This is a genomic window from Actinacidiphila acididurans (assembly GCF_016918855.1).
Lineage (GTDB): Bacteria > Actinomycetota > Actinomycetes > Streptomycetales > Streptomycetaceae > Actinacidiphila > Actinacidiphila acididurans.
In genome coordinates this window covers 184,224-203,310 of sequence record NZ_JADKYB010000007.1, presented here as the reverse complement: position 1 = coordinate 203,310, position 19,087 = coordinate 184,224, and the positions used below count along the sequence as shown (strand labels likewise).

12 protein-coding genes and 1 pseudogene are annotated in these 19,087 nt (G+C 74.3%); 10 read left to right on the top strand and 3 right to left on the bottom strand.

Annotated elements, in window-relative coordinates; genetic code table 11:
- The first annotated feature begins 19 nt into the window (after positions 1–19).
- On the top strand, positions 20–739 hold the full coding sequence (locus ITX44_RS15265; protein ID WP_205357754.1) for an alpha/beta hydrolase family protein: 720 nt from the start codon (positions 20–22) through the stop codon (positions 737–739).
- A 47-nt stretch (positions 740–786) separates the two neighbouring features.
- On the opposite strand, the gene ITX44_RS15260 is transcribed toward ITX44_RS15265, so the two are convergent.
- Positions 787–1,269, bottom strand: a complete 483-nt coding sequence (locus ITX44_RS15260; protein WP_205357753.1) for an Lrp/AsnC family transcriptional regulator — start codon at positions 1,267–1,269, stop codon at positions 787–789.
- Between the two features lie 180 nt (positions 1,270–1,449).
- Between ITX44_RS15260 and pdhA (ITX44_RS15255) the strand changes: the two genes are divergently transcribed.
- The 7 genes and pseudogenes from pdhA (ITX44_RS15255) to ITX44_RS15225 all read left to right on the top strand — a co-directional run bounded on the left by pdhA (ITX44_RS15255) (position 1,450) and on the right by ITX44_RS15225 (position 12,363).
- Positions 1,450–2,550 carry a pyruvate dehydrogenase (acetyl-transferring) E1 component subunit alpha gene (pdhA, locus tag ITX44_RS15255; RefSeq protein ID WP_205357752.1) on the top strand — a complete coding sequence of 367 codons (1,101 nt, stop codon included), beginning with the start codon at positions 1,450–1,452 and terminating at the stop codon, positions 2,548–2,550.
- Positions 2,547–3,578: an alpha-ketoacid dehydrogenase subunit beta gene (locus ITX44_RS15250; protein ID WP_205357751.1), complete on the top strand. Its 1,032-nt coding sequence runs from the start codon at positions 2,547–2,549 to the stop codon at positions 3,576–3,578. The genes pdhA (ITX44_RS15255) and ITX44_RS15250 overlap by 4 nt, the downstream gene beginning before the upstream one ends.
- Positions 3,578–5,239 carry a dihydrolipoamide acetyltransferase family protein gene (locus tag ITX44_RS15245; RefSeq protein WP_205357750.1) on the top strand — a complete coding sequence of 554 codons (1,662 nt, stop codon included), beginning with the start codon at positions 3,578–3,580 and terminating at the stop codon, positions 5,237–5,239. The genes ITX44_RS15250 and ITX44_RS15245 overlap by 1 nt, the downstream gene beginning before the upstream one ends.
- Before the next feature lie 425 nt (positions 5,240–5,664).
- A pseudogene (locus tag ITX44_RS15240) lies at positions 5,665–6,602 on the top strand (DUF6457 domain-containing protein).
- 767 nt (positions 6,603–7,369) lie between these two features.
- Entirely contained in the window at positions 7,370–8,785 is a 1,416-nt protein-coding gene (locus tag ITX44_RS15235; RefSeq protein ID WP_205357749.1) for a molybdopterin molybdotransferase MoeA, read from the top strand.
- A 51-nt stretch (positions 8,786–8,836) separates the two neighbouring features.
- Positions 8,837–9,793, top strand: coding sequence for an NAD(P)H-quinone oxidoreductase (locus tag ITX44_RS15230; protein ID WP_205357748.1), 957 nt, complete (start codon positions 8,837–8,839; stop codon positions 9,791–9,793).
- A 1,994-nt stretch (positions 9,794–11,787) separates the two neighbouring features.
- On the top strand, positions 11,788–12,363 hold the full coding sequence (locus tag ITX44_RS15225; protein WP_205357747.1) for a bacterial proteasome activator family protein: 576 nt from the start codon (positions 11,788–11,790) through the stop codon (positions 12,361–12,363).
- 152 nt (positions 12,364–12,515) lie between these two features.
- Here the strand turns inward: ITX44_RS15225 and ITX44_RS15220 are convergent, their stop codons facing one another.
- Positions 12,516–14,237, bottom strand: coding sequence for a protein kinase domain-containing protein (locus ITX44_RS15220; protein ID WP_205357746.1), 1,722 nt, complete (start codon positions 14,235–14,237; stop codon positions 12,516–12,518).
- A gap of 483 nt (positions 14,238–14,720) precedes the next feature.
- Here ITX44_RS15220 and ITX44_RS15215 point away from each other — a divergent pair, with 483 nt between their 5' ends.
- The gene (locus ITX44_RS15215) at positions 14,721–16,304 is read left to right on the top strand and encodes a protein kinase domain-containing protein (protein ID WP_205357745.1); all 1,584 of its coding nucleotides are present in this window, start codon (positions 14,721–14,723) and stop codon (positions 16,302–16,304) included.
- A 71-nt stretch (positions 16,305–16,375) separates the two neighbouring features.
- On the opposite strand, the gene ITX44_RS15210 is transcribed toward ITX44_RS15215, so the two are convergent.
- Positions 16,376–17,407 carry a phosphotransferase gene (locus tag ITX44_RS15210; RefSeq protein ID WP_205357744.1) on the bottom strand — a complete coding sequence of 344 codons (1,032 nt, stop codon included), beginning with the start codon at positions 17,405–17,407 and terminating at the stop codon, positions 16,376–16,378.
- A gap of 481 nt (positions 17,408–17,888) precedes the next feature.
- Between ITX44_RS15210 and pdhA (ITX44_RS15205) the strand changes: the two genes are divergently transcribed.
- Positions 17,889–19,055 carry a pyruvate dehydrogenase (acetyl-transferring) E1 component subunit alpha gene (gene pdhA / locus ITX44_RS15205; RefSeq protein ID WP_205357743.1) on the top strand — a complete coding sequence of 389 codons (1,167 nt, stop codon included), beginning with the start codon at positions 17,889–17,891 and terminating at the stop codon, positions 19,053–19,055.
- The last annotated feature ends 32 nt before the right edge of the window (positions 19,056–19,087 follow it).

The following is a 19,087-nucleotide window of genomic DNA, read 5'->3' as shown; positions in this document are numbered from 1 at the left end:
TGTAATCCGTCGTCTGTGTGTGCCGCTCTTCCTGACGGCGGCACTGCCGCTGCTTGCCGGCTGCGCCGATGACGGCACCGACGGCAAGGCCGTGCCGGCCCCCGTGTCCTCGGCCGGTCCGGACGACTTCGGCTGCCTGTCGCCCGAACAGGCCAGGACGGGATCGGTGACGTTCCCCGCCGCGGACGGCCAGCAGGTCGAGGCGTACACGACCGGCACCGGCAGCACCGCGCTGGTCCTCGCCCATCAGGCCGACGGCGACGTGTGCCAGTGGGTGCCGGACGCGACCCGGCTGGCCAAGGACGGCTACCGGGTGGTCGCGGTGAACTCCGCGGGCAGCGAGGTCGCCGAACTGACCGCCGCAGTGGCGTACGTACGGGCCCGGGGCGCCGGCAAGGTGCTGCTGATCGGCGCGTCCAAGGGCGGCACCGCCGCGCTCTCGGCGGCCGGGTCGATCACTCCCGCGGTGGACGCGGTGGTGTCGCTGTCGGCGCCCACCGCGTACGGCGGCATGGACGCCTCGACGGTCGTCCCCCGCCTGACCATGCCCGTCCTCTACATGGCCGCCCACCTCGACACCGCGTTCGCCGACTCCACCCGGCAGCTCAGCAGGGCCACCGGGCGGGCCCCGGTGAACGACCTGTGGATCGTGTCCGGCGCCCGTCACGGCGTGAGCATGCTCGGCGACGAGACCAACTTCGCCCGGGTCGAGGCCTTCCTGAAGAAGTACGGACGGTGACACCGGATCGGCCGTGAGCCCGGGCACCCGCGCGGTCGTTCGCCCGGTCAGCGGCCCAGGACCAGGTCGGTTTCCTCGAAGACCAGCAGCGTGCGGCTGCTCAGCACCTCCTCGATGGCCTGCAGCCGGGTCAGCACCAGCTCGCGCAGACTGCGGTTGTCCACGGTGTGCACCAGCAGCAGCACATCGAAGTCACCGCTCACCAGGGCGATGTGGACCACCCCCGGAAGGGTGACGAGTTTTTCCCGGACGGTCCGCCACGAGTTCTGGACGATCTTGAGCGTGATGTACGCGGACGCCGCGTGCCCCGCTCGCTCGTGGTCCACCCGGGCGGTGAAACCTCGGATCACTCCGTCCTCAATCAGCCGATTGATCCGGGCATACGCGTTTGCTCTCGATACGTGCACACGCTCGGCAACTGCACGTATGGAGGCCCTCCCGTCCTCCTGGAGCAGGCGCAGAATCGTGCGGTCGATCTGGTCCAGAGGTCGGATCGGTGGTTCTTCGTCAGCCATCTGTTTTCTCGCCATTCCCCCGCGGCTCCTTACCATGGACGTACTGGCTCCATCTCAGGCTGTGCAGAACCGTTTGTCCACAGGCTGAACGACCCCGTAGCCAAAATGCCTCCGTCGACCGAACAATCGGTAGGGAGAGCGGACCCGCTCGCGCCCGACGACCGAACCGGTCACGATCACAAGGAGGTGCTCGTGATGACCGTGCTGGACACCCCTGCTTGGCGCCCCCGCACCGACCCCGCGCCGCTGCTGCCCGATGCGGAGCCGTACCGGCTGCTGGGCACCCCCGACGCCGCCCGGCTGGACGACGCGTGGCTGACCACGCTGTACGGACAGCTCGTGCGCGGCCGCCGGTACAACCAGCAGGCCACCGCGCTGACCAAGCAGGGGCGGCTCGCGGTCTACCCGTCGAGCACCGGACAGGAGGCCGCCGAGGTCGCCGCCGCCCTCGCCCTGCGGCCCGAGGACTGGCTGTTCCCCAGCTACCGCGACACGCTCTCCGTGGTGGCCCGTGGCGTGGACCCGGTCGAGGCCCTGACCCTGCTGCGCGGCGACTGGCACACCGGCTACGACCCGCGCGCGCACCGCGTGGCACCGCTGAGCACCCCGCTGGCCACCCAGCTTCCGCACGCCGTCGGCCTGGCCCACGCCGCCCGGCTCAGCGGGGACGCGATCGCCGCGCTGGCCATGGTCGGCGACGGCGGCACCAGCGAAGGCGACTTCCACGAAGCGCTGAACTTCGCCGCCGTCTGGCAGGCCCCGGTCGTCTTCCTGGTGCAGAACAACGGCTTCGCCATCTCGGTGCCGCTGGCCAAGCAGACCGCCGCCCCCTCCATCGCCCACAAGGCGGTCGGCTACGGCATGCCCGGCCGGCTGGTCGACGGCAACGACGCCGCGGCCGTCCACGAGGTGCTGGCCGCGGCCGTGGACCGGGCCCGCGGCGGCGGCGGCCCGACCCTGGTCGAAGCGGTCACCTACCGGATCGACGCCCACACCAACGCCGACGACGCCACCCGCTACCGCGACGACGCCGAGGTCGAGGCCTGGCGTGCGCACGACCCGATCGCCCTGCTGGAGCGGGAACTGACCCGGCGCGGCCGGCTCGACGACGAACTGCGGCGCGAAGCCGCCGACCGGGCCGAGGAGATGGCCGCCGACCTGCGCCGCCGCATGCACGCCGAACCCCGGCTGGACCCGATGGACCTGTTCGCGCACGTCCTGGCCGAGCCCACCCCGCAACTGCGCGAGCAGCGGGCACTGCTGCGGGCCGAACTGGAAGCGGAGCGCCAGTCATGACCACCGCGACCACCACCGCCGGGCCGGCCCGGGCCGCCACCGCGAAACCCGTCACCATGGCGCAGGCCCTCAACCGGGCGCTGCGCGACGCCCTTGCCGCCGACCCGGCCGTCCACGTGCTCGGCGAGGACGTCGGCACCCTGGGCGGCGTCTTCCGCGTCACCGACGGCCTGGCGAAGGAGTTCGGCGACCAGCGCTGCACCGACACCCCGCTGGCCGAGGCCGGCATCCTCGGCGCCGCCGTCGGCATGGCGATGTACGGGCTGCGGCCCGTGGTGGAGATGCAGTTCGACGCCTTCGCCTACCCGGCGTTCGAACAGCTCGTCAGCCACGTCGCGCGGATGCGCAACCGCACCCGGGGCGCACTGCCGCTGCCGATCACCATCCGCATCCCCTACGGCGGCGGCATCGGCGGAGTCGAGCACCACAGCGACTCCTCCGAGGCGTACTACATGCACACCCCCGGATTGCACGTCCTCACCCCGGCCACCGTCGAGGACGCCTACGGGATGCTGCGCGCCGCCATCGCCTCCGACGACCCGGTGGTCTTCCTGGAACCCAAGCGGCTGTACTGGTCGAAGGCCGCCTGGCCGACCGGCGAGCCCGAGCCGGTGCCGCCGATCGGCCGGGCCGTGGTGCGCCGACCCGGCCGCACGGCCACGCTGGTCACCTACGGTCCCTCGCTGCCGGTCTGCCTGGAGGCCGCGGAGGCGGCCAAGGAGGAGGGCTGGGACCTGGGCGTGGTGGACCTGCGCAGCCTGGTGCCCTTCGACGAGGAGACGGTCGCGGCGGCGGTCCGCGGCACCGGGCGCGCGGTCGTGGTCCACGAGTCCTCCGGGTTCGCCGGGGCGGGCGCGGAAATAGCGGCCCGCATCACCGAGCGGTGCTTCCACCACCTGGAAGCACCCGTGCTGCGCGTCGCCGGGTTCGACATCCCCTACCCGCCGCCCATGCTCGAACGCCACCACCTGCCCGGGGTCGACCGGATCCTGGACGCGGTCGGGCGCCTGCAGTGGGAGGAGGGGTGATGGCCGTCGTCAAGGAGTTCACCCTGCCCGACCTCGGCGAAGGGCTCACCGAGGCGGAGATCGTGCGCTGGCTGGTGGAGATCGGCGAGGTCGTGGCCGTCGACCAGCCCGTCGTCGAGGTGGAGACCGCCAAGGCCGTGGTGGAAGTGCCGTGCCCGTACGGGGGCGTGGTGACCGCGCGGTTCGGCGAGGAGGGCGAGACCCTCGCGGTGGGCCGCCCCTTGGTCACGGTCGCGGTCGGCCCAGGAGCCGACGAGGGCTCCGACCTCGGGGCCGGCGACCCGGGGATGCGCGGCGCCGCGGGCGGCACCGGTCCCGGTGGCGCACCGGCCGGCGGCGGCGCCGGTACGGGTGACGGCGGGTCCGGTGAGGGCTCCGGCAACGTACTGGTCGGCTACGGCACTGCCGCAGCGACGGGCCGACGGCGCAACCGGGTGCGGGCGGTGGCCGCGGCCACGGCGGCGGCCGGGGAAGCGGTGGATGCTCCGGCGAACGGGCACGCGGCGGTCGGCGGCGCGTCGGGCGGGACCGGGGGAGGTGCTGCTCCGGGCCCGGTGACGGCGGACCCCGGGCGGGCGGGCGGTCGGGCGGCGGCCCTCGGGACGATTTCCGGCGCCGGGCCGGCCCCGGCGGCGGGCTCGGGCGTGGCGGCCCCGACATCCGACGCGCACCGGATGAACGGCGGGACGCCGACGGCGCGGGCCGGTGCCGTGGGGCAGGAGGGCCCGGTCGCGGTGATCTCGCCGCTGGTCCGGCGGATCGCCCGGGAACACGGCCTGGACCTGCGGACTTTGCGGGGCACCGGACCGGACGGGCTGATCCTGCGGGCCGATGTCGAGCGCGCGGTGGCCGAGGCGGCCGCGCCCGCACCGGTGGCCGCGGCCGAGAGCGCTCCGGCGCCGAGCGAGGTTCTGGGGGCCGTCGGGGAAGTCGCCGGGGCCGAGCGGATTCCGTTGCGCGGGATACGCGGCGCCGTGGCGGACAAGCTGACTCGCAGCCGGCGGGAGATCCCGGACGCCACCTGCTGGGTGGACGCCGACGCCACGGAGTTGTTGGCGGTGCGCGCGGCCATGAACGCGGCCGCGCAGACCGCGGGCGCCGGGCGGCCGGACGGCGGCACGGACGGGCGGATCTCGGTGCTGGCGCTGCTGGGCCGGATCGCCGTGGCCGCGCTGAGCCGTTTCCCGGACCTCAACGCCACGGTGGACGCCGAACGGGGCGAGATCGTACGGCTGCCGGCCGTGCACCTCGGTTTCGCCGCGCAGACCGACCGCGGGCTGGTCGTGCCCGTGGTCAAGGACGCGCAGGCCAGGACCACCGCGGAGCTGTCCGCCGAGATCGCCCGGCTGACCCGGGCGGCCCGGGACGGCTCGCTCACGCCGGGCGACCTGACGGGCGGCACGTTCACCCTGAACAACTACGGGGTGTTCGGAGTCGACGGCTCCACGCCGATCATCAACCACCCCGAGGCCGCGATGCTCGGCGTCGGCCGGATCACCCCCAAGCCCTGGGTGCACCGCGACGAGCTGGCGATACGTCAGGTCGTCCAGCTCTCCTTCACCTTCGACCACCGCGTGTGCGACGGCGGCACGGCGGGCGGCTTCCTCCGTTTCGTCGCCGACTGCGTGGAGAATCCGGCGGTGCTGCTCGCGTCGGTGTGACGGTGCGGGTGGGTACGTCCGGATGTGCGCCGAACCCGAGGCCTGCGACGCCCCCGTGGCCCCCGGTTTGCCCGGCCACGGGGGCGATGGGGCGTGATGGGGTCGGTTCAGCGGGCGTCGGGCCGTCGTCGTGGGCCATGCGTCGGGGCTCGGACGGCGGTGGGCAGGCGGGTTGCCGGGGCCCGGTGGCCCGCCGCACGCCGTCGCAGAGGGCGGTCCGATCGCCGGCCGCAGGGGCCGGACGAGCCGCGGAAGCTGCGGACGGGCTGCCCGACGGCGGTTCGGCGACCGCTCCCCTGGTCCAGGCCCGTACGAGTGCCGCCTTGGCGCGAGGCCCCGCTCGGGGTGTGGCCCTACGACGCCCGGTCCGGAACAGAGCGGCCGGGCCGGCCGGTGGGGTGCGGCTCGGGGGGATACTCGCGGGCATGAGGACGAGGTACGACGCGGTGGTGCTGGCCGGTGGGGCGGGCAAGCGGCTGGGCGGGGTGGACAAGCCGGGTCTGGCGGTCGGGGGGCGGGGGTTGCTCGACCGGGTGCTGAAGGCGTGCGCGGGGGCTGGGAACACGGTGGTCGTGGGGCCGCGGCGGGCGACCGTACGGCCGGTGCGGTGGGCGAGGGAGGAGCCGGCGGGCGGGGGGCCGTTGGCCGCGTTGGACGCCGGGCTGGGAGCGCTGGGTGAGGGCGGGGGCGGGGCGGACGAGGTGCTGGTGCTGGCGGCGGACCTGCCGTTCCTGACCGCGGAGACGGTGGAGGTGCTGGTCGGGGAGCTCGGCGGCGGTTCGGACGGGGAGTGGGACGGGGCGATGCTGGTCGACCCCGGAGGACGGGATCAGCCGTTGGCGGCGGTGTACCGGGGCGAGGTGCTGCGGCGGGAGCTGACGTTGCTGCGGGTGGAGCACGGCCGGTTGGCGGGGTTGCCGTTGCGGTGGCTGACCGGGGAGTTGAGGGTGCGCAGGGTCGCGGATCCCACGGGGGAGGCGTCGTTCGACTGCGACACCTGGGAGGACGTGGCGGCGGCCCGGGCGCGGCTGGCGGCCGGCGGCGCGTCCGAGGGGTGAGCCTTGCTGCCCGCCGAGCGCGGATCGGGGACGATGGGCGTGTGTTGGACGAATGGATGGCAGCAGCCAAGAGTGAACTCGGCCTCGACCTCGACGTGGACACGCAGGTCCTGCTGGACCTGGCCCGGGACGCGGCGCACGGTGTCGCCCGCCCCGCCGCGCCCCTGACCACCTTCCTGGTGGGCTACGCGGCCGGCCGTACGGACGGTGGCCCCGACGCGGTCCGCGAAGCCGCGGCCAAGGCGGCCGCCCTGGCCCAGCGCTGGGCCGACGAAGCCGGCGCGGACGCGGACCCCACCGGATGAACGGCGCTCCCGGCGGTAACCACGGCTTCGGCTCGGGTCCCGCGTCCGGCTTCGGCTCGGGTCCCGGCTTCGGTCCAGCCGTGGGTGCGGGACCTGCTCACGGCCGGGGCTCCGGCGACCGTCCCAGCTCACGCCGCGACTCCGGCTTCGCGGCCGGCGGCGCTCCCGGCTTCGGACACGGTTCCGGGCTCAGTCCGGAATTCGGTCCCGGTGCTGCCGGGGGTGCGGTGGCTGGTTCCGGCGCGAGCTGCGGTCCTGGAGACGGTTCCCGTGCGGGTTCCGCCGGGGGCCTGGGGACGTCGGGTTCGCGCGGCGGCTCCAGGGCCGACGATGAATCCGGTGCGGCCCGGGGTGTGGGTGCGGTGACCGATGCCGGTTCGGGCTTCGGCGCGGCTTCGGGCGCGAGTCCCGCTTTCGAGGGCGGGCCGGGTGCGGGTTCCGACGGGGGAGTCGGGCCGTCGGCAGATGTTCGGTACGGCTTCGGGCCCGGCGCCGGTTCGGCTTCAGGTGCGGTGGCCGGCTTCGGTGCGGCCTCCGGGGTCGGGGACGCTCGCGGTGAGGGTCTCCCCCGGGTCGTGGGCACCGCAGCCGACTCCCGTCCCCGATCGAGTGCCGCCGACCGGTCCGAAGCCGCCCCCGGCTCACGTTCCGGGTCCGCGCCAAGTGGCGGCTCTTCCGGCCGGAGTGGCGCTCCCCGGCCCGACCTCCGGGACGACGCCGACCGGGCGCTTGACGATGCGCTCGCCTTGGCGAATGAACGGCGTCCGATGGAGGAGAAGCGCCGGGCCGGACGGGGCGATCCGCTCGACGTCGCGCTCGCGTTGGAGGAGGGCCGGGACCGGCCCGGCGCGGCAAAGGCGAAGGCGGAGGCGGCGCCGCACGAGGAGAAGCAACGCCGGGCGAACCCGGAGGGCAGGGCGAAGCCCGAGCGCAATGCGAGCCCCCACAAACATGGGCAGGGCTCGGGCACTGCCATTGCGTGGGCCGAGGCGCGGCGAGTGGCGCGGGGCGCCGGGCGGCGGTTGGCGGGAAGGGCCGAGGAGTTGGGGGAGGGAGCGCTGGGCGCGGCGTTGGCCCGGGGGTTGGTGGCGCTGACGGACCTGCCGGCGTTCGATTCGTCGGCGATGGACGGGTGGGCGGTGGCCGGGCCGGGGCCGTGGCGGCTGAGCGGGGAGGTGCTGGCCGGGCAGCGGCCGTCGGGGCGGCTGGGCGACGGGCAGGCGGTCGGGATCGCGACCGGTGCCGTACTGCCGCCGGGGGCGACCGCGGTGCTGCGGCGCGAGCACGGCACGGTGGAGCGGCGTGCGGACGGGGAGTGGCTGCGGGTCGGGCGGCCGCATCCGGCGCCCGCGCCCGGGCAGGACGTACGGCGGCGCGGCCAGGAGTGCCGGAGCGGCGAGGAGTTGCTGCCCGCGGGCACCGTGGTGACGCCCGCGGTGCTGGGGCTGGCGGCGGCGGCCGGCTACGACGAGTTGACGGTGACCGCGCGCCCGCGGGTCGAAGTGCTGGTTCTCGGTGACGAGTTGCTGGAGCGGGGGCTGCCGCGGGAGGGCCGGGTACGGGACGCGCTCGGGCCGATGCTGCCGGCGTGGCTGCGGGCGCTGGGTGCGGACGTGGTCGCCGTACGGCGCCTGGTGGACGACGCGGAGGCGCTGCGGCGGGCGGTGGCCGGCAGCGATGCGGACCTGGTCGTGACCACGGGGGGTACGGCCGGCGGGCCGGTGGACCACGTGCACCCGGTGCTGGCCCGGCTCGGCGCGCGGCTGCTGGTGGACGGCGTGGCGGTACGCCCCGGGCACCCGATGCTGCTGGCCGAACTGCCGTCCGGGCCGGAGCACCTGATCGGGTTGCCGGGCAATCCGCTGGCCGCGGTGTCCGGAGTGCTCACCCTGGTCGCTCCCCTGCTGCGGACGCTGGCGGGTCATCGCGAGCCGGCCCCGTACGCGGCCCCCCTCACCGCTGACGTGGCCGGGCACCCCAGCGACACCCGGCTGGTCCCGGTGGTGTTCGACGACGACTCCGCCGCCCGCCCGCTGCACTTCGCGGGCCCGGCGATGCTGCGCGGGCTGGCCGCCGCCGACGGCATGGCGGTGATCCCGCCCGGCGGGGCGCGTGCCGGTGACGAGGCCGCCGTCCTCGACCTCGGGCTCGTCGGCGGCCCGGCCTGGGGGAGCGGCGTGTGATCCGCTCGCGCCGCGTGAGGCGCGACGTTTCCCCGGAGTAGCCTCGCCCGCATGTACGCGATGACGATTCCGCGGCCCGGGGGGCCGGAGGCGCTGGTCTGGGCCGAGGTGCCGGACCCGGTGGCGGGCGACGGCGAGGTCGTCGTCGACGTGGCGGCCACAGCCGTGAACCGGGCGGATCTGTTGCAGCGGCAGGGGTTCTACGATCCGCCGCCCGGGGCCCCGATCTACCCGGGGCTGGAGTGCTCGGGGCGGATCGCGGCGGTCGGGCCGGGCGTCACCGGATGGGCGGTCGGCGACGAGGTGTGCGCGCTGCTGGCCGGCGGCGGTTACGCGCAGAAGGTGGCGGTGCCGTTCGGCCAGTTGCTGCCCGTGCCCAAGGGCGTCGACATGGTGTCGGCGGCGGCGCTGCCGGAGGTGACGTCCACCGTCTGGTCGAACGTGTTCATGGTCGCCCACCTGCGGCCCGGCGAGACGCTGTTGGTGCACGGCGGGTCCAGCGGAATCGGCACGATGGCGGTGCAACTCGGCAAGGCGGTCGGCGCCACCGTCGCGGTCACCGCGGGCAGCGCGGACAAGCTCGCCGCCTGCCGCGACCTGGGCGCGGAGGTGCTGATCAACTACCGCGAGCAGGACTTCGCCGAGATGGTCAGCGCCGACGTGATTCTCGACATCATGGGCGCGAAATACTTGGACCGGAACGTCGACGCCCTTGCCGTCAACGGACGGCTCGTCGTCATCGGCCTCCAGGGCGGCGTCAAAGGCGAGCTGAACCTCGGCAAGCTGCTGACCAAACGGGCCGCCATTGCCGCGACTTCGCTGCGGCCGCGCCCTCTGGCGGAGAAGGCCGCCATTGTCGCGGCGGTGCGCGAGCACGTGTGGCCGTTGATCGAGGCCGGGAACGTACGGCCGGTGATCGACCGTACGCTGCCGATCCAGGACGCCGCCGAGGCCCACCGCCTGGTCGAGGGGAGCGGGCACGTGGGGAAGGTGCTGCTCACCTTCTGACCGCGGGGCCGGTACGGCCGCCCGTTCGCTACGGCGGTACGGCCGTATCCCCGGCGCAATGGTGACGGCCGGTTGCCCGTCGCCATGGTGACGGTTTCGGGCCCCGCGCCATTGCGGCGGATCACGGGCTCAGGGTGCGCATCACCGGCGCCGCATCCGCAGGCCGAGGAAGCCGAGGCCCAGTCCGAGCAGGGCCATGCCCGCGCCCAGCGGGAGGACGCGCAGGGCGCCGTGCGGGCCGTACACCGCGTCCGAGTCGCCGTCACCGCCGGCCGGGCCCTGCCGCGGCGCCTGCCCCGGTCCGGGCGCCGGTTCGGTGGGCGCGGTCGTGGGTCCGGCCGGGGTGCCCGGTACGGCACCGGTGCCGGTCCCGTCCGGCAGGAGCGAGGGCGCGCGCCCGGTGTGCCGCCGGAAGCGGGTGAATTCGTGCGGGTCCCGGTCCCCCGGGCCGTGGCCGGTCCATTCGCCGGGGCCGTGGCGTTCCGGCGGCTCGTACGTGTTCGGGTCCGGTGGCGGGTGCAGCGGGCCGCTCGCGGTGGGGCGGGGGGCGGAGGTACGGCTCGGAGCCGGCCGGGATGGTTGTGGGGCGGCAAGGTGCGGGGAGGCGGACCCGGATCCGGGCTCGGCACCGGAGCCAGGGGGCGAGGCGCCGGGGGAACGCGGGGGCCCGGGTTGCTGAGCCGACGGGTCGAGCCACGAAGGCGGGAACGGCCGCGAAGGCGGAGGAGCCGCCCCGGGCGGGCGGGGCCCCTGCGGATCGGGGCTCGGGGCGGCCGTCGCGACGGGCGGCGGGCCGGGGGGCGGAGCAAGCGGCGGACGAAAGGGAAGCGCAGGGAGGGCGGGGGCGCGGGCCGGGGCGAAGGCCGAGATGCGGACCGGAGCCGGAGCGATCGGCCCGGCCGGTGGCGGCCCCGTCAGGCCTGCAAGGCGGGGCTGCGGCGGTCCGGTCAGGCCCGCAAGGCCGGCCGGCAGCGGTCCCGTCGGGCCTGGAGGGCTGGCTGGCGGTGGTCCGGTGAGTCCTGTGAGCCCGGGCGGTGGCGGTCCGGTCAGGCCCCTGATGCGCGGCGATCGCGGTCCCGTCGGGCCTGGAGGGCTGGCTGGCGGTGGTCCGGTGAGTCCCGTGAGGCTGGCTGGCGGCGGTCCCGTCGGGCCCGCAGGGCCGGCCGGCGGTGGTCCGGTGAGTCCCGTAAGCCCGGCCGGCGGCGGTCCCGTCAGGCTCGCAAGGCTGGCCGGCGGTGATCCCGTCGGGCCCGCAGGGCCGGCCGGCGGTGGTCCGGTGAGTCCCGCAAGCCCGGCCGGCGGCGGTCCGGTCAGGCTCGCAAGGCGGGACGACGGTGATCCCGTCGTGCCCGTGAGGCCCGGCGGCGGTGATCCCGTCAGGCTTGCAGAACGGGGTGGCGCCGATCTCATCAGACTCGCAAAGCCGGCCGGCGGAGTTCCTGTCAGGCCCGGAGGGCCCGCGAGGCCGGGCGGCGGATGGGCGGCGGCCCAGCAGGGTCCCGCGGACAGCGGCAGGACGAGGGCCGTGGCGAAGAGGGCGGGTGCGGTGGAGCGGAGGGTCGTGCGTATCCGGTTGCGTATGGGATCGGGGATGCCCGCTGACCTTCGCACACGCATCGCACGCATCGCCTCCCGCTGCGCCCGCCCGCTTCATCGTCCGTATCGCCGCTGCCGTGTCGCCGCTGCCGTGTCACCACCGTTGATTGCCACTGCCGTGTCGCTCGCTGCGGCCGTCACCGGCGTCGCGCCCCCGCCGTATCACTCACCGTCGCGGCGACCGGCGTCGCGGCACCGCCCACCCACGCGGCGGACGCCCGCCGCCGGCGCCGTACCCGCCGCACTCCTTGTGTTTCCAGCTTCACATGGTGCGACATTTCTGGCATCCCGGGCGCTCGGGACCTCGCTGCTGGCCTCCTCGGCCCTCCCCCGCCCCGCCCCGACCACCCCACCGGCCCGCCCCCGACCTTCCCGCCGGGTGCGCGACAATGGGGCGCATGGAGATGCCGATGAACGAACAGTCGCCGGAGAATCCGCCACAGCAGCCGCACAATCCGCAGGTCCTGGTGGTCGGGCCGGATGGGATGGCGCTCGGTGGCGTGGTCGGCGGTGGAGCCGACGGCGAGGGCGAGGAGAGCCGCGAGCTTCCGGTCACGGAGATGGTCGAGCAGCCGGCGAAGGTGATGCGTATCGGCAGCATGATCAAGCAGCTCCTGGAGGAAGTGCGGGCGGCGCCTCTGGACGAGGCGAGCCGGGTGCGGCTGAAGGAGATCCACGCCAGTTCGGTCAAGGAACTGGAGGCCGGCCTGGCCCCGGAGCTGGTGCAGGAACTGGACCGGCTGTCGCTGCCCTTCACCGACGACAGCGTGCCCAGTGAGGCGGAGCTGCGGATCGCCCAGGCTCAGCTGGTGGGCTGGCTCGAAGGGCTCTTCCACGGCATCCAGACGACGCTGTTCGCCCAGCAGATGGCGGCCCGCGCGCAACTGGAGCAGATGCGCCGCGCCCTCCCGCCCGGCGCCCTCGGCGACGAGCAGCCCGGCCACCAGGGCGCCCGCTCGGGCCCGTACCTGTAAGCCGTCCCTGTAAGCCGTCCCTGCAAGCCGGGCACGGCCCGCACAAACGGCCCGCACAGAACAATCGGCGCCCCCCGCCTCACCGGCCGGGGGCGCCGCGCATACCGGCACCTTCCAAGAGAGACGGGCTCAGCCCGCCCCCGGAAGCAGAATCAGTTCGCGCTCTTCCCCGTCGACACCCAGATCGTGATCTTCCCGTCCTTCTTCGGGTCGTAGTTGTCCAGGTACTTCGGGTCCTGCGCGGTCACCGCGCCCTTGCCCCACTGCTGCTCGTCGACGTGCTCGATCTTGTACGGCCAGTGCGCGGCCTGCATGCAGGCGACCACCGAGTCGACGTAGATCGAGGTGAAGTCGGGCATCGAGACGACGTCGGGCTGGTTGGGGTTGATCAGGTCGTTGTGCGCCTGCGTGCACTTGTCCTGGTCGATGGTGCGGCTCTCGTCGCCTTGGACGACGCCGTTGCCGTTCCCGCCGCCGTTGTCCCCACCGTTCCCGTTGTCGTCGACGGCCGGCGCGGTGGTGGGCGGCGGCGTCGTGGTGACGGAGGTCGACGGCGTGTTGCCGCCGCCCGCGTCGTTGCTGTTCGAGCCGTTCTTCGTCACGGCGACGGCGATGACCACGATCACGGCGATGGCGGCGACGGCCGCGATGGCCCCCACGATCAGTCCGGTGCCCGGCCGGTTGCCGTTCCCGGTGCCGCGACCGCCGGTGCGCTGCGGCGGGACCGGACTCAGGTTGTACGCGGGGGCCGGCGCGGGCGGCGGGGTCTGCCGGCCGCCCTGCTGCGGGTAGCCGTACGCGGGCGGCGGCGGGGTGGGCGGGGCACCGGCCGACGGACCGTAGGCGGCGTGCTGCGTGGGGGCGTACGGGGTCTGCATCTGCGGCGGCGGGGTGTGCAGCGGGCCCTGCGCGGGCGGGAAGACGGCCGCGGCCACGCCCTCGCCGCGGCCGGCGGTGCCGTTGGCTCCGGAGATCAGCGGCATGGTGTTGCGCGCGGTGGCGCCCAGCACCCGGTCGGTCTCGTCGTGCATGGCGTCGGCGGTCGGGAACCGCTCGGCCGGGTTCTTCCGCAGCGCCCGCGCGACCAGGGCGTCCACCCCCGGGCCGAGCGCGCGGTTGAACGCGGACGGCGCGGGCGGCATCTCCTGGACGTGCTGGTACGCCATCGCCAGGGGCGAGTCGGCGTCGAACGGCACGCGGCCGGTGAGGAGTTCGAAGAGCATGCAGCCGACCGAGTACAGGTCGGAGCGCTCGTCCACGCCGCGGCCCAGCGCCTGTTCCGGCGAGAGGTACTGCGGGGTGCCCACCACCATGCCGGTCTGGGTCATCGAGGTGACCCCGGACTGCATGGCGCGCGCGATGCCGAAGTCCATCACCTTGACCACACCGCGCTTGGTGATCATCACATTGCCGGGCTTGATGTCCCGGTGCACCAGCCCCATTTCGTGGCTGACCGCCAGCGCCGCCAGCACGTCCCCGGTGATGCGCAGTGCCTTGTCCGCCGGCATGGCGCCGAACTGCGCGATGTCCGCGGCAAGGACGTCGCCGAGCGGCTTGCCCTCGACGTACTCCATGACGATGTAGGGGACCAGCCGGCCGTCCACCGTGTCCTCGCCGGAGTCGAAGACGGAGACGATGTTGGTGTGGTTGAGCTTGGCCACCGACTGGGCCTCGCGGCGGAACCGCTCGCGGAAGGACTGTTCGGTGCCGAGGTTGGTGTGGAGGGTCTTGACGGCCACCGGCCGGTCCAGCACGGTGTCATGTGCCAGGTGCACCGACGCCATGCCGCCCTGGCCGAGCAGGTCGCGCAGCAGGTACCGCCCGCCGCCGACCGAGCGTGCCGCGTACCCGCCCTGCGAGGCGTCCCCGCTCATATGTGCTGTACCCCCGTGTACCCCCGTGCCGGAACCGGGGACATATCTGTTGCCGAGTCTGCCCGCCAAGTCTGGCCCATCGCACCGGCACGTCAAGTTCGTTGACCATCTCGTCACCTGATCCGCATTGTGCCCGCACAATGGGTCGACCCCCCGTCCCACCCCCCGTCCCACCTCCCGTGTCACCGGTCGGGGCCGGTGGGAGGGCCGGTGGGAGCGCCGCTTGGAGGGCCGGTGGAAGGGCCGCCGGGACGGCCCGGCCGCTGGCTCGTGACGTACGCGGCCGCGGTCCCCTGACGTGCTCCGTTCCGGGCCGCCGGCCTGCGAAGACCCGAGCCGTAACCCGAAAAGCGGTACGGTGGCCGCACCGGGTCGTCCTTTTGCGCGTCCGCGAAGGGGGCGGACCCGCGTGCCCGGTACGTACAAGCCCCGGGCGCCCGCCCGGGCCCCTGGTACCTGACGGACGAACGACGGCGAGGACTGATGGCCGACCCCAACGAGACGACCGCCGGCACCGGAGCGCCGGAGTACTCCGGCGAGTGGCGGGTGGGCTCCCTGGTCGGTGAGGGCCGCTACCGGCTGACCGGCAAGCTGGGCCGCGGCGGCATGGCCGACGTGTTCCGCGCCGAGGACGTGCGGCTCGGCCGGACCGTGGCCGTCAAGCTGCTGCGCGGCGATCTCGCCGAGGACCCGGTGGCCAAGGCCCGGTTCACCCGCGAGGCCCAGTCGGTGGCCGGCCTGAACCACCACGCGGTGGTCGCGGTCTACGACTCGGGCGAGGACCGTACCGCGTCCGGCGCGGTGCCCTACATCGTGATGGAGCTGGTCGAGGGCCAGACCATCAAGGAGCTGTTGGCCGGGGAGACCCCGCCGCCGGTGGACCAGGCACTGCTGATCATCTCCGGGGTGCTGGAGGCGCTGGCGTACAGCCACCAGCACGGCATCGTGCACCGCGACATCAAGCCGGCCAATGTGATCATCACAACGACCGGCGCGGTCAAGGTCATGGACTTCGGCATCGCCCGGGCCCTGACCGGCGCCGCGACCACCATGACCCAGACCGGCATGGTGATGGGCACCCCGCAGTACCTCTCGCCGGAGCAGGCGCTCGGCAAGACCGTGGACCACCGCAGCGACCTGTACGCGACCGGCTGCATGCTCTTCGAACTGCTGGCGCTGCGCCCGCCGTTCGTCGGCGAGACCCCGCTGTCGGTGGTCTACCAGCACGTCCAGGACGAGCCGATGCTGCCGTCGGCCGCCAACGGCCGGGTGCCCCCGGAGCTGGACGGCCTGGTGCTGCGCGCGCTGGCCAAGGACCCCGACGACCGCTTCCAGACCGCCGAGGAGATGGGCGGGGTGGTGGCGTACGCCTACCAGGGCCTCGCCCAGCAGGGCGGCTGGACCGGCGGGGCGTGGAGCACCGGACCGGTGACCTCGGTGATGCCGCAGGGCGGTGGCCCCGGTGGCGGCACCCGGACCACGCCCATGGCCGCGGGGGCGGCCGCCGCGGCCATGGGCGCCGGGAACACCGCCCAGCTCGGCCGGGTGCCGGCCGGCGCCGACGGCGGGTACGGCGGCGGATCGTACGAGGAGAGCTACGGCGGCGGGGGCCCCGGCGGCGGCAGCCGCTGGGTCAAGCCGGTGCTGTTCGTGGTCGCCGCGGTCATCGCGGTCGCCCTCGGCGTGTACCTGGCCACCCGCGGCTCGGGCGGCACCGCGAACCCGGCGGACACCACTCCGTCCTCCTCGGTCAGCCGGACCGCTCAGCAGCCCACCGACCAGCCCAGCGACCAGCCGACCGACACCGGGCAGCCCAGCACCGGCCCGAGCCAGACCTGGACGCGGCACACCAGCGCCCCGGCGACCACCGCGCCCACCACCCCGCCCACGACGGCCCCGACCACCACCGCGCCGCCGACCACGGCTCCGACCACCACGCCGCCGCCGACCACGACCCCGCCGCCCACCACGGACCCGGCCACGACCCCGCCGGACACGCCGACCGACAAGCCCACGGGCGGCGGTTCGACGCCCACCGCGGGTCTCCCGCACGCGGGCGCCCACTGAGCGAGCCGCCGAACCGCACGGAAACAAGCTGAGCCAGGCCGAAACGGACTGGGCCCGCCCGCGCGGCCGGCCTAGTCCGTGAAGGCGTCCAGCACTGCCGCGTACTCCCGGGTCCACCACACCGCGAGCGCCGAGGCGGCCGGGAAGAGCGGGTCGGAGCGGAGGTCGCGGCGCTCGTAGCGCCAGTCGAGCATCCAGAAGTCGTTCAGCCGCTCCCACCACACCCGGTGCACGGCGGCGGCGACCTCGGCCGCGGTCAGGCCCGCGGCCCTGCGGTAGGCGCGCGCGTAGGCCCGTACCTTGCGCAGGTCGAGACGGCCGTCGACCGGGTGGACGAAGAAGATCGCGGCGGCCCGGACCGCCTCCTCGGCGCGCGGGCGCACCCCGAGCCGGTCCCAGTCCACGATGGCGGCCGGTTCGGCGCCGCGGTAGATCAGGTTGAGCGGGTGGAAGTCGCCGTGCACCCAGCCGTTGACGGCGCCGTACGCGTCCGGCGGCCGGCAGTGCGCGTACTGCCGCAGCAGCGCCCTGCGTTCGCGCAGCCGGTGCTCGGCCAGCGCGTCGAAGGCCGCGTCCAGGGCGTCGTGCGGGCGGTGCCGGCCGACCAGGGCGAGCAGCCGCTCGATGCGGTCGTAGGTACGGGACGGGTGGGCGCTCGGGTGCCTGCCCGGGTGCGGCGGGGGCAGGATCCGGGCCAGCGCGATGTGCACCCGGCCCAGCAGCGCGCCCAGCCGCCGGGACTGCGCCTCGGTCAGTTCGGTGCCTTCCCGGTGCCGTCCCTCGACCCAGGGGAACAGGGCATAACGGGCGCCGCCGGCCGCCGTCACCGTGTGTCCGTACGTGTCCGGCAGCGGCGCGGCGGCCGGCACGCCGAGCCGGGCCAGGGCCTGGGTGGCGCGGTGCTGGCGAAGGATCACCGCGGGGTCGGCGGTGTCCCGCGCGAGGTAGTGCTTGAGGAAGAACCGCCCGGTTTCCGTGGTGATCCGCCAGCCCTGGTTGAGCAGCCCCCGTGGAACGGGTTCGCAGCTCAGCGGGGTGCCCGCGGCCTCGTAGCGGAGCAGGAGAGCGGTCGGCGCCGGGGCAGTGGTGGCTGTGCCCGTCACGAGCCTCAGCGTAGATCACCTGAAGGGCCCAACCGGCCGTTCGGCCCCCGGGCCGGGCATCCGCCCCGGGTTCGCCTCCCCGCGCCACCCCCTGCGCCGACATCCGCCGCACGCGCGCCCCCCGAAAGGCGGCGCCACCGTGATCTTCCGGGCCCTTACGTGTCGTGGTCATCCGGGATACCGTTCCAGTGTCCCGGCGATGGCCTGCGCGAATGCCTCGGCATCGGACCCAGCATCGGACCCAGCCTCGAACTTACTAGGAAATCCAAGCAAAACCGCAGGTCAGAAAGGTCAGAAAGTCTGCGCTCCGCCTACGCGCACGACTTCCTTTATGGGTAACGTCTGTCTCGCAGTCTTTCGCCGGGACTGTGAAAACGCCTGCTGCCGCCGTGCCGCACACACCCCGTGCGCGGGGCGTCACCAGGTGAGCCGCACTGGTCTCCCGGCGGATCCCGGGGGCCGGACAGACGGAGGAGCAAAGGTGAGCGTGAAAAGCACTGCCGTTGGGGGTTCCCCCGCCAAAAGCAGAGCGGCCTCCCGCGGCCGCTCGAAGAACCGTTCCGGGGACGGACCCGAGTTCGTACAACTGCTGACTCCCGAGGGCGAGCGCGTCGAGCACAGCGAGTACGCCGTCGACCTGACCCCGCAGGAGCTGCGCGGCCTGTACCGGGACATGGTGCTGACCCGGCGCTTCGACGGGGAGGCCGTCACCCTCCAGCGCCAGGGCGAACTGGGCCTGTGGGCCTCGCTGCTCGGCCAGGAGGCCGCCCAGATCGGCTCGGGCCGGGCCACCCGCCACGACGACTACGTCTTCCCGACCTACCGCGAGCACGGGGTCGCCTGGACCCGTGACGTGGACCCGCTGAACCTGCTGGGCATGTTCCGCGGCGTCAACAACGGCGGCTGGGACCCCAACGAGAACAACTTCCACCTCTACACGATCGTCATCGGCTCCCAGACGCTGCACGCCACCGGCTACGCGATGGGCGTGGCCAAGGACGGCGCCGACAGCGCGGTGCTCGCCTACTTCGGCGACGGTGCCTCCAGCCAGGGCGACGTGGCGGAGGCGTTCACCTTCGCGGCGGTCTACAACGCGCCGGTGGTCTTTTTCTGCCAGAACAACCAGTGGGCGATCTCCGAGCCCACCGAGCGGCAGTCCCGGGTCCCGATCTACCAGCGCGCGGCCGGCTACGGCTTCCCGGGCGTGCGGGTGGACGGCAACGACGTGCTCGCGGTGCTCGCCGTGACCCGGGCCGCCCTGGACCACGCCCGCAGCGGCCAGGGCCCGATGCTGGTGGAGGCGTTCACCTACCGGATGGGCGCGCACACCACCACCGACGACCCCACCCGCTACCGCTCCGACGAGGAGCGCGAGGAGTGGGCGGGCAAGGACCCGATCGCCCGGCTGAAGGCGTACCTGGACCGGGAGGGCCTGGCCGACGAGGCGTTCTACGCCGAGGTCGGCGCCGAGAGCGACGCGCTGGCCAAGCGGGTCCGGGAGGGCGTGCGCGGCATGCCCGACCCCGAGCCGATGGCCATCTTCGAGCACGCCTACGCGGACGGGCACGCGCTCGTCGACGAGGAGCGCGCGCGCTTCGCCGAGTACCAGGCATCCTTCGAGGACACCACCGCCGGAACGGGGCGCTGACATGAGCCAGACGATGGACCGGACGACCAGGA

Coding starts and splice junctions, on each gene's coding strand:
- ITX44_RS15220 (WP_205357746.1), bottom strand. CDS start 14,237: ATGAGCGGGGACGCCTCGCAGGGCGGGTACGCGGCACGCTCGGTCGGC.
- ITX44_RS15245 (WP_205357750.1), top strand. CDS start 3,578: ATGGCCGTCGTCAAGGAGTTCACCCTGCCCGACCTCGGCGAAGGGCTC.
- ITX44_RS15230 (WP_205357748.1), top strand. CDS start 8,837: ATGTACGCGATGACGATTCCGCGGCCCGGGGGGCCGGAGGCGCTGGTC.
- ITX44_RS15225 (WP_205357747.1), top strand. CDS start 11,788: ATGGAGATGCCGATGAACGAACAGTCGCCGGAGAATCCGCCACAGCAG.
- ITX44_RS15215 (WP_205357745.1), top strand. CDS start 14,721: ATGGCCGACCCCAACGAGACGACCGCCGGCACCGGAGCGCCGGAGTAC.
- ITX44_RS15250 (WP_205357751.1), top strand. CDS start 2,547: ATGACCACCGCGACCACCACCGCCGGGCCGGCCCGGGCCGCCACCGCG.
- pdhA (WP_205357752.1), top strand. CDS start 1,450: ATGACCGTGCTGGACACCCCTGCTTGGCGCCCCCGCACCGACCCCGCG.
- ITX44_RS15260 (WP_205357753.1), bottom strand. CDS start 1,269: ATGGCGAGAAAACAGATGGCTGACGAAGAACCACCGATCCGACCTCTG.
- ITX44_RS15235 (WP_205357749.1), top strand. CDS start 7,370: ATGGAGGAGAAGCGCCGGGCCGGACGGGGCGATCCGCTCGACGTCGCG.